The organism is Yersinia aleksiciae (assembly GCF_001047675.1).
Taxonomy (GTDB): Bacteria; Pseudomonadota; Gammaproteobacteria; order Enterobacterales; family Enterobacteriaceae; genus Yersinia; species Yersinia aleksiciae.
This window is the reverse complement of sequence record NZ_CP011975.1, coordinates 2489046-2500121: the sequence shown is the minus strand read 5'-3', so window position 1 is coordinate 2500121 and position 11076 is coordinate 2489046. Positions and strand designations below refer to the sequence as shown.

Here is an 11076-nt window from a genome sequence, read left to right as displayed (position 1 = left end):
TGTAATTATTTCTTGTGCATACAGTATATTTATTTAGATATTCCCGAGAGGTGCTCGACGATCGTTGTTAGTTTGAAAGACGTTGAAGCAGCTTTTCAAAATCAGAATTATTGGATGTTAATTGATTAGCTCTGCGCGCAGAGCTAATTGCTTCATTTAAAAGCCCGGATTTTTCGCACATAAGTGCCAGCCTATAGTGAAAAATAGAAACATCATCCTGCAATAGAATGGCTTTACGTAAATATTCACCCGCCTGTATTAAATTATCTGAAGCTAGATATAACTCCCCAAGAAAGGAAATATAATGGGCATTTGTTTCGAGTAGGTTAATGGATTGTAACGATGAAGTTAATGCCTCTTCAATGTTTCCTGCTCGATATTGTAATACAGATAAATGGTGGAACAGTTTAGCTGATTCAGGGAAAACAAAAGTAGCAGAATGTAGCATTTCTAAATGAGCGGGAGAATTTGGATGGCGGGAAACAATGCGGATAAGCTCCTCGATAAAATCTTGATGACTACTGCTTTTTGTGAAGTTGGTTGTAGTCAAATTCATTTGATCAAAAGCTCGCTGAAACTTTCTCCCCCAACTAGAGCCATACTCATTGCCTATAGAAGAAGCTATCTTCACAAGGATTGAAGGAGTAATCTTTGCTTCCCAAGGTGTATAGGTCGTATTTAGTAGGAGCGTAAGAAATTCCTCATCGATCCTTTGGGGCATTCTAACAGCGCCAATCATGGGTAGGTATTGCGAAGAATGAAGTTTTTCAAAAGGCCAACATTCATATAAATATTTCGGACCTCTATTAGCTTGATTATGCCGCTCATAGGTAGAAAGATTTAAATCGTGTATCAGTACATATGCAGATGGACTAAGCGTAGGCATTAACGACAAAAAATCTAATATCGCCCAAGGATGCATATGATTACCATCGATAAACGCTAAATCGACATCGTTACCAATCTCTTTTTGTAGATCAATAGCAAAAGAACCAAGCAAGAGTTTAGCGTTAATTGGGGAGCTAGGAAATAACTCTGAAATGGCTGCCCCAGTTTTTCTTGAAGGGTCGATATAATAAGTTGGAGAAAGGTCGATGCCAATGTATTCAGCTGGCTGACCATTCGCCTCAAGAATATCCATAAAGAGGCACCCACTCCAACCACTGGCGACCCCGATTTCAACAACCTTTTTGGGGCGCGTTAATTTGGTGAGCCCCATCAGTAGTGGTTGGTCAAACTCCGAGATATTTCCGCTAACCCATAAAGGTTTCTTCTCTAACATTACTCGTGAAGCTGTTTTTGCAACAAACTCACATAACTCGGATGTAATGGTCATACTAACCTTCCCAACTATTATATTTTTCTAACCAAAATAGCTAGAACATACTGATTCGACATCTCCATCCATGAAAATTTTCCCGTGTTCTAACCATATTGCCCTATTGCATGTTTTCATCACTAGACTTCTGGAGTGAGATGCAATAACTAAAATATTGGTCGCTTGCACCATTTCACTTAGTCGGGTTTCAGCTTTTTGTTTAAACCCTTCATCACCAACAGAAAGCCACTCATCCATCAACAGAATTTCTGGGCGAACAATAGTGGAAACAGCAAAAGCAAGACGCAGATGCATACCAGTAGAGTATGTGCGTACGGGCATATCAACGAAATCACCTAATTCTGAAAATTCTATAATTTCATCTAGCCGAGCTGTAATTTCTGCACGAGTACGGCCTAATAGGCCACCGCGTAGATATATATTTTCTCTACCAGTCGCTTCAGCATCGATACCGAGAGAAATATCAATCAGTGACCCAATTTCACCAGATGTTTTTGCCGTTCCTGATGAAGGTTCATATGCACCACTTAGTAGGCGGAGAAGTGTACTTTTACCGGCACCATTATGCCCCAAAAGACCGACTCTATCGCCGTCTTTAAGCGTAAATGATAAGTTATCAATTGCACGGACAACAACTCTTCCTTGTTGGTCCGAACCTAACTGCCCACCCGTAGCCACTTGCAGTAGCCGCTTTTTCAATGATCGACCATCTGCATTGTAAATAGGGAAATCTACGCAAACGTTATTAAACTCAACAAAAGCCATATATAAGTCTTCTTATAACCAGTAAGCGATTCGACGCTTATAGCGCCCATAAACTATAAGTGCGAATGACCATCCAAGCACAGCAAGTGCAAGTGCCATACCCCAACTAGCCATTCCGGGTAATTGGCCAAGTAATGGGGCTCGTACAATATTGATCAAATGAAAAACAGGGTTAAAACCTAGAATATATACCCCGACTCTCTCTGGTACTAAATGTGGCATCCACATTATCGGTGTGAAATAAAATATTACATTTAGTAGGCTGGCAATAATTTGGGGAAGATCTCTATATCTTGCGCACAATATACCCAGTACAAGTGCTACCCATGTTAAATTTAGTACGGTTAGCATAAATCCGGGAATAGCAAGAAAGGCATAAAGAGTTAATGGTTTACCGACAGCCAAAAATACTAACGGAAGGATAACGATATTATGCCCCAATATAAGAATATTACGCCAAAGAATCCTTAATATATGCACAAATAAAGGTATTGGAAGTTGCTTAATTACACGTTCTGCACTTATAAACCCAGCACAGCCTTCATTGATGACTGTGGTGAAAAAAGTCCAAAGAATCATGCCGCAAGCGAGGAATGGCAAAAACTCGGCAAGTGGTGCTCTAAAGATAGAACCAAACACTATACCAATAGTACCAATTATTACCCCCATACTGATAGTCAACCAGAAGGGTCCTAATGTTGAGCGGCGATACCGTTGTCTCACGTCCTGCCAACCCAGCATTCCCACTAATGAGAAACGTCTTATTGCAGCAATAATATCTTTTAGGGCGACTTGTATAGAACTACCTTGCATTAGTTTAATCCAGCGATGAAAGTCAGGTATTTTAAACTGTAGCGTAGTGTAGTCAACTTCTTTATATTCCGCATTGATGCGTCTCAAAAATACAAAAAATAAAAATATTGTCACTAAATAAAGCATTATAGTGAGCTCAGTCATAATTTTAGTTTTTGTGATAACTAAAAGCATAATGACATAATAAAGGTAATGCCAGTCAGTTAAGCATCTGACTGGCTGTTTTTCATGGCTTTTTCCCGTATTTATGCGGCCTTTCTTTGACCTATCTCGGGAAGGCCCTTTCTCTTCGCTCTGGCAGCTTCACCATCTTGCTTCTCAGTGTCAGTCTGCTCAACTGCATTGTTTGCATGCTCTCACGGTAAACCAGTTCTATTTCCCACCGGTGACTGTACAGCTCTGCCATTTCGGCCCCGGGATAGCGCATAGCATCAGTCATGGATATCAGCAGATGACAGACTTTGTGTTTGCAGATAAATGTCTGCGTGTTATCTCCCGTCTGCTCTATCAGTTGCTCTGCCAGCGTGCACTCACTTTCTTTCATCGTTCCGAAGGCAGCAGCCGTCAGCAGATGGCTACTCAGCTCCATCTGTCAGACCATTTTTACCTGAGGATAAAGCCCGGGGTTCCCTGCATAAGTCTGGCGCGGGAAAGCGACATCATTCTCTGGCCAGGAGCGTCAGCCCACACCAATTGGGGTGCGTGACAGAGTTGTGCCATAACTGTGCTGTTTGTGAAAACACCCGGCGGACAACATTGCTTCCCAGTCGCTGACGAGCCTGGATAACGGCGCTCGGGGCAACAAAAGGACGATGACCCGGTAGCATGATATCCAGGCGATTAACGATTTGATGAAGCAGCTCTTTGCGTTCAAGAACCATGCCGACAATACACCAGACCATCATTTCCAGCGGAAGGCGGCGCTTGCGCAGTGTCACGGTTCCGGACTCAGCAAGGCAGCGGGAAATGAGTTCAGGGTAAAGAAAATTACCGAGTGAAGTCAGAGGATTACGTGTAGAGTCGTAGCAGGAAACAAGGTCGAGAGCCTGAGCAGTGCGCATAAAAAAATCCGGAAACGAACAACATTTCCGGATTCTTACACAGCCACTGGATCGGTTAACTGATCGGCATTACGCTCATTGGGCGGTGTTTTTTTATTTCAAACTTGTGGTTATTTCACACTCGTATTAGTGACAATCAAAGGTTACGGCTTATCGTCTTCTTCATGGCGTTTGAGCCAATCGCCACTGTAGATACGTGGCACCCCTTCGATCGGCAAACGATAAAGATATATCCACGCACTGCCATAAGGCGTCTGAATCAATTCGCGCCGATAATCTTTGGTATTACTTTTAAGCTCATCTAACTCATTCATAATCGACGAGTTAATTCGATAAACTTCACAATGCACAGTGCCGTCTCCGGGGATAACCGCCGGATAGTGGCCTAAATTGTACATTTCATAGCCTTCGAGATCATGTTCGCCCAGCAACTGAGCGTCCGTCATCCAATGACTATTACCTTGTTTGCGCCGTAAACTACCGTAGACAATAATTCGCATTGTTAGAACTCAAACTGATAAAGCACATCTAATGCCTGATCAATACCAGACACCGCTTCCAGATACAACCTTGGCATCAACCGATAACGTAATGTTAACGTTGCCAGCGAGTCAAATATACCCACACCGTATTTTACTTGCAGGTCTTTGGTGACATAGCCACTCACCACCACTTGCGAGCTATCGCCAACCCCCTGAGTATCTAGAGCTAGGTTGCTAACACCAAATGCCTCGCCGATTTTACCCACAAGTTTACCACTTTGCGCAACCCCCATGCCGACCAGCATTGAGGTCATCAGGCCGCTGTCAGCCCCTGAATTGCCCAGCCCCTGCCCACGTAGCAGATAAGATAGCGCCTCTTGCTGTGACATTGATGGGTCTGAGAATATCTCCAGCCGTGGTGAGTCCGCCATCCCTGTCACCCGCACACCTGCGGTCACACCGTCAGCGGTCGCATCAGGATTTCGTATCGCTTCAATATTAAGTAACGGCTGGTCCGGCGGGCCAGAGAACAGCAATACCCCTTTATTGACGATCAAATCCTGCCCATAAGCCCGGAAGCTACCGGATGGGATGTTAATTTGCCCGTTCAGACCTAATCCGCGCTGATCTTGAACCATTTTCAAATCGCCCTGCAAGCGGGCTTTCAGGCCAAAGGCGTTCAGGCGCACATCGTTACCCACCCGAATAACCAGATTGCTGTTGATAGGGATGCTGGTTGAGCGCGGCGAGATTGGCTGCAGATCGTTATTGAGCATCACTTCGTCTGACGAGACACCGACCGCCGTTTCGGGCACTTCCTGCACGGTGATACGCGCCCACGGGATATCCACCGAACCATTAAGAGTAAACAGCTGTGGTGTGGCTTCAAAAACAATGTCTGGAGAGACATCTATTCGTACCATCGGTGGGATCGTGACACGCAACTTGTTGCCTTTGGCCGCGATCCGGGCGCGCCAGGCATTGATATCACGCCAATCGGCATCGCCAGACAGATTGAGCTGCCCCTGAGAAGTCCGAATTAAGCCATCCAAGGTTGAGGTCATACCGTCGAAATTCATCGCCAGCCGCCCTTCGGTAATATCAAATGGCATAAAACTGCCATCGACATCCACATTATCTAGCGCTAAGCGACCGAAAACTAACGGACTTTTGGCATTACCCCCCAGACGTAGATTGGCATTTAATAGGCCAGCGGCTTTTTCGCCATCACTGAGAATCGGGTTAATCATTGCCAACGAGATATTATTGATAGCAATGTTACCGGATAAATTACGCCGCCCTTCCGGGTCTGCGACCTGCACCTGCCCCGAGAACTGACCGTTATTTACCAGCTTGATAAGCCAGTCGGCTCGCACTTGCCCATTAGCCAATCCGCCATTTAAATTCAACGTTTCAAATGCGATTGGCAGCGGATTACCCTGCACCACCTGCTGTACTTTAACACCGTTGCCACTGAGTGATACCCGCACATCCGGCAGGCTGCTCCCCGCTTTCCAGCTCACATCTGCCCGCCCAGTGAACACCCCACTCATGGTGGTATCTGGGCCAAGGAAAGGTTTTATCATCGCTAAATCAAAACGGTTGAGCACTACACTCGCCTGCCCGCTAGGGCCAGCTTCGATCGCCCTTGGCACACACAACTCCGCATTCGGGTTCAGCCAGCAATGCGGCCCGATGGTGACCCGTTGTAACGTATTTTGGTAATCCAAGGCGATGGCACGACTTAAACGCCATTCACCGACCGGCGTGTCGAAACGCGTATTATTGAGGGTGCCGCGCCAACGCTCTTGCTGACGGTCAAAACTGCCCTCCAACGCCAGTTGCCCGGACACCGGTTCACCCTGCATGTTCAGCCGTAACTGATGCTGTTTTTCACTGCCACGGGCATCCAACGTCAATAGGCTGACCACTAAATCAGCTTGCTTGAGCTGCTCAACCCTGACGGCTAGCTGGCCCTGAATTTGGTCGGCTGAGCGAACATCGCCCTCGACCCTCACCCGATTGATGCTCAACTCTTGCCATTGCAGACGGTTGGCGGTGAGGTCCGCCAGCAGTTGCGGCGCTTTAAGGTTGCCGCGCAATCTCAACGTCCCTTTTACCACACCGGCTAGCCCCGGCAAGGCACCGTCTAGCTGTGGTGCATCGACATTGGCATCAAGCTGCCATTGATCGTTAAGATCACCTCTCACATCCAGCTTATTACGCCCCAATGCCAGATTAATGCCCGGAATATGCCACTGACCCGCAGCATTCCCGGTCAATGAACCACGAGCCGTCACCCGGTTTTGTTTCACATTACCGTCCAGTGTCAGCTCCGGCACCTGTAACTGCCAGCTACCGCCGTGGATACTGCCGCGCGTCACAATCTTGCCACTCAGTTTTGCTGGCCACTCCGGCCACTGTTTCGCGGTGTTAATGCCCGACAGAGTCAATACCGAGTTCCAACTGACCGCCTTGCTCCAGTCCACCACACCGCTCAGGTCAGTGTTGCCTTGCAGCGCCGCCAGACGTAAACGTGTCAGATTGAATTGCTCGACATTGCCTTTACCATCGAACGTCAATACCGCAGGTGGCAAGTCAATGCCTTTCAAATCAGCGCGAATCGAGAGCGCGTAATCCGTCGCCTCCCCGTTGAGGCGCATTCGGAGATTATCGATTTGATACTCAGCTTCACCCGCTAGCGGCCAGCGCAGTTGCTTGCTTTGCAGGGTTAACGCCAATGGTAAACCTGCCTGCGCCAGTGAGGTCTCCGCATCCAATTGCGCACTGACTGGGCCAGATAAATTCAGCGCCACCTTGAGTTGCTCGCGTAGTGCGCCGCCGATGGTTAGCTTCACTTTTTCGCCTTTCAGCGGCTCCACATTCAACGTGCTGTTGACGACCATACTCAGCGGCCACTTATCGGCCAGCATCGCCTCACCCTGGGCTGATAGCCCACCCTGTGGCGACTTAATCTCCAGCGTATCCAGTGTGATGCGCTGATCCTGAGTGCTGGCTTGCAACAAGAGGCTGCTGATCAGCACATCGGTATCACCCGTTAGTCTAAGCTGCTGCCCAGTGATCGATTTAATCTGCAAATCCAGTGGCAAACGGAAGTCTGGCAGCTCGGGTAATAACGGCTTGGCAAACAGGGCTTTTAAGCTTTCACCGAGCGGGGTTTCCGGCGCGGCAGGAACGGGCGCTGCGGCTTGCTGCTCAGCCGCTTCTTTTACCGCGATGGCGGTTTCCACCGCGGGTTTGGCGGCATCAGGAACAATGGCGGGTACGGTTTTCGGCAACGCAATTAACAAGCCACTGATCTTCGTCGGCATTAAGTCCAGCGCCCGCTGCTGCCAGTGTGCGCCAGTGCGGAATTCATCCAACGAAATCGCGGTGTCATCAATGGTGACTTTGACATTATTCAGCGACAACATGCGCAAAGTGATGGGATACGGGGTGCTCAACTCGCCCATCGGCTCAGTGCTGGCGGGGGTTTCTACCGCCGGAGGCATAGCTTGGGTATCCACTACCACATCCACATCTTGCGCGGTCAGGGCATTAACGCATAGCTCGCTACGCTTAAGGCAAGAGAGCTGCAATGAGAGATGAAATTGACCCGCTTTGACGGTGACACCCGGCATTTGGTACTGAATGCCTTTTAGGGTGAGGTCACGCCAGCCGCCACTGACACTGGCAATATCCAGGCCCGGCACCCAACGCGCAGCGCTGTTGATCAGGAAATGCAAACCACTGGTGGTGCCAAGCAGGCCCGCTAGCGTTCCCACCAGCAGCAGGATAATGAGCAAAAATGCGATGCTGAGTCTCTTTACCCACCTCATAGTTCAGGCCCCAAACCGATGTAAAATTGCACGCCATGTGCGGTGTTGTCACCAATAGGTTTCGCGATATCCAGCTTGATCGGGCCGACCGGAGAGGCCCAACGTACCCCGACCCCAGCACCGGTTTTGAAATCACTCTTGCGAATGTCATTAACGGCTTCACCTGAATCGACGAATACCGCGCCCCACCAGCGGCCCGTCACATTGTATTGATATTCCAGTGTACCGGTGGCCAGTTTAGAGGCCCCAGTCAATTTACCTTCACTGTCACGTGGTGAGATATCACGGAATTTATAGCCACGAATACTGCGGTCCCCACCAGCGAAGAAGCGCAGTGAGGGCGGTACGCGGTCAAAGTTATTAGTTTCGATCCAGCCCAAATTGCCACGCACCACAAAGCGGTTTTTCTCACCCAAAGTCCGAATCCAGACGTTTTGCGCCTGGAATATGCCGAAATCGACATCAGACCCCCATGTGGTATCAGACCAGTCGATGGAGTAGTTTTGGCTGTCCCCCCAGACTGGCATCGCCCCACCTCGCTGGCGGGTACGGCTGATACTCACCCCCGGATACAGCAGCATGGTGGTGTCTGTAACACTACCTTGGGTAAAGTGGTCCAGACTCCAACGCAGGTTAACCGAGCGCTTCCAACCACTGGACATATCCCAGAATCGGGCCACGTTCAGCGTGGTGGTATCAGAGTTTGTGTCATTGAGGTCAGTGCGCTTAAACCCGCCCTGTAGCAGGTAATACTGTTCCAGCGGACTTTTCAGCAGCGGGATTCGATAGCTGAAATCCAACGTCTGCTCAGGTGCGGAGAGCGTGGTGCTGGTGGTCAGACTGTGCCCATAGGAGTTCATCCACGGCTTACGCCAGCTGCCGGTCAGGCGTGGCCCCACATCCGTAGCGTAACCGCCCCCCAGTTCGATGGTGTTTTCTGTTCGCGGGGTGACGACCGCATCAAGCGGCAGGACTTTGGTTTTTCTCGCATCACGAAAATCTGGCGAGACCACCACAGAGTTAAACCAGTTCGTCGCCGCCAGACGGCGATTTAGCTCGGCCAGCTCATCAGAGGTGTAGTATTCACCCTCATGAAAAGGCACTAAATTTTGCAGAAAATCCTCGCGGATCTGCGATCCCTGGAAGACAACTTTACCGAAGCGGTAGCGCTCTCCGCTGTCAAAATCGATATCCCAAAATGCTTTGCGCAGCTCGGCAGCCACGCCCAACTGGCTTTTAATCATATTGGCATCGAAGTAACCACGGCGTAGCGCCAAACCGGTCAGCGAACTTTTGAAATTATCAAAATCGCCATGATTGAGGATCGAGCCTATTTTTGGGGTATCGCGGCGCACCAGTGCCAAATAGTCGGGGTCCGTTTTCGCTCCGCCTTGCAGGACAATATCGACGCCAGCAATCAAAACCGGCTCGCCGGGAACCACTTTGGCAATTAATACAGAACGGGCAGGCGCTGGACGCGCTTGCAACTCAAAGGTGATGGTGGGGTCGTAATAGCCTAAAGCGCGTAGCCCCTGACGAATAGCCTCATCCACCCGCGAGCGGAAACGGCCATCGGACGTGACTTCATCAGTCCCAATGGTGGATAAACGCGCCCTGACGTTTCTCTCCAAATCCCCGCTAAGACCTTCAACCTGCAACCGCACATTAGCAGCGTAGGCGAGAGGTGTGGCGAGCAATACACACAAAAAACACAAGATTGGGTATCGTGGCACGCGCGCTCCTAATTAATTTTATCCCTTTCATATTTCAGGCTGCTGGTGTTTGGCTGCGTTCGCGCACCACCTTCCGCATCTTGAAACCTATTGGGTATACTTTCCTGTAAAAAAACATCTCACGGGCGTTTCATCACTGACACAATCATCCCGCACTTAAAGCCCGATTTAAGCGCGTTATGCCTAAAATTCTACTTTAAACCGCTACATTATCGCAGGGCGGCTCTTATTGTGTGCAAACTCGTAGTCAGATACAACTGTCTATCGCCATTCACTGTAAACATCTTGTTAGCAATTTACTGTAAACTTAGGATTCACTGTACACATCGGAGACTATTTTGGTGCAAAATTTTGATAAATCTGCCGTCATTGATGCGGCGAATGCTTTGCCGGGACGACTGACACCAATGCCGGTCGCAACTCTCCATGTAGTGAATGGTCACTCAATGACGCATATCCCTGAGGGGATGGATGTTGCCATTTTCGCCATGGGTTGTTTTTGGGGTGTCGAGCGCCTGTTTTGGCAACAACCGGGCGTCTATAGCACCGGAGTCGGTTACAGCGGTGGCTACACGCCGAATCCAACCTATCATGAAGTTTGCAGTGGTCGTACAGCCCATGCAGAGGTGGTTCGTGTGGTCTTTGATCCCGCGATTATCAGCTATAAGCAACTATTGCAGATCTTCTGGGAAAATCACGATCCGGCCCAGGGAATGCGTCAGGGGGGTGATATCGGCACACAATATCGTTCAGCGATTTACGTTTTGACGCCTGAGCAGGAAGCACAAGCTAACGAGAGCAAAGCCCAGTTCCAGCAAGCCATGGCGCAAGCCGGTGATCATCGTGCGATTACCAGTGAGATTGCCGTTGCCCTGCCGTTTTACTATGCCGAGGACGACCACCAGCAATATTTGTACAAAAATCCACATGGATATTGTGGACTAGGTGGCATTGGCGTTTGTATGCCGCCCAATTTGTAAGGCTGGCGGCGCTCTTATCGCTGCTGCTATACTCTTTTCGGGTTGTTCACTCAGCCCGAAAACG

At 49.1% G+C, this 11076-nt stretch carries 7 protein-coding genes and 1 pseudogene; 1 reads left to right on the top strand and 7 read right to left on the bottom strand.

Annotated elements, in window-relative coordinates; genetic code table 11:
* Positions 1–67: 67 nt before the first annotated feature.
* The 7 genes and pseudogenes from ACZ76_RS11310 to tamA all read right to left on the bottom strand — a co-directional run bounded on the left by ACZ76_RS11310 (position 68) and on the right by tamA (position 10032).
* Positions 68–1336, bottom strand: a complete 1269-nt coding sequence (locus ACZ76_RS11310; protein ID WP_048619020.1) for a class I SAM-dependent methyltransferase — start codon at positions 1334–1336, stop codon at positions 68–70.
* 27 nt (positions 1337–1363) lie between these two features.
* Positions 1364–2104 carry an ABC transporter ATP-binding protein gene (locus ACZ76_RS11305; protein ID WP_048619019.1) on the bottom strand — a complete coding sequence of 247 codons (741 nt, stop codon included), beginning with the start codon at positions 2102–2104 and terminating at the stop codon, positions 1364–1366.
* A 12-nt stretch (positions 2105–2116) separates the two neighbouring features.
* The gene (locus tag ACZ76_RS11300) at positions 2117–3061 is read right to left on the bottom strand and encodes an ABC transporter permease (RefSeq protein WP_235428195.1); all 945 of its coding nucleotides are present in this window, start codon (positions 3059–3061) and stop codon (positions 2117–2119) included.
* A 145-nt stretch (positions 3062–3206) separates the two neighbouring features.
* A pseudogene (locus ACZ76_RS18825) lies at positions 3207–3978 on the bottom strand (transposase domain-containing protein); the annotation flags it as partial.
* 143 nt (positions 3979–4121) lie between these two features.
* Entirely contained in the window at positions 4122–4478 is a 357-nt protein-coding gene (locus tag ACZ76_RS11290; protein ID WP_048619018.1) for a gamma-glutamylcyclotransferase family protein, read from the bottom strand.
* A 2-nt stretch (positions 4479–4480) separates the two neighbouring features.
* A complete protein-coding gene (tamB, locus tag ACZ76_RS11285; RefSeq protein ID WP_048619017.1) occupies positions 4481–8299 on the bottom strand; it encodes an autotransporter assembly complex protein TamB in 3819 nt (1272 codons plus the stop codon).
* Positions 8296–10032: an autotransporter assembly complex protein TamA gene (gene tamA, locus ACZ76_RS11280; protein ID WP_048619016.1), complete on the bottom strand. Its 1737-nt coding sequence runs from the start codon at positions 10030–10032 to the stop codon at positions 8296–8298. Before tamA ends, tamB begins: the two co-directional genes overlap by 4 nt.
* A 341-nt stretch (positions 10033–10373) precedes the next feature.
* Between tamA and msrA the strand changes: the two genes are divergently transcribed.
* Positions 10374–11012, top strand: coding sequence for a peptide-methionine (S)-S-oxide reductase MsrA (gene msrA / locus ACZ76_RS11275; protein ID WP_048620269.1), 639 nt, complete (start codon positions 10374–10376; stop codon positions 11010–11012).
* Positions 11013–11076 lie beyond the last annotated feature (64 nt).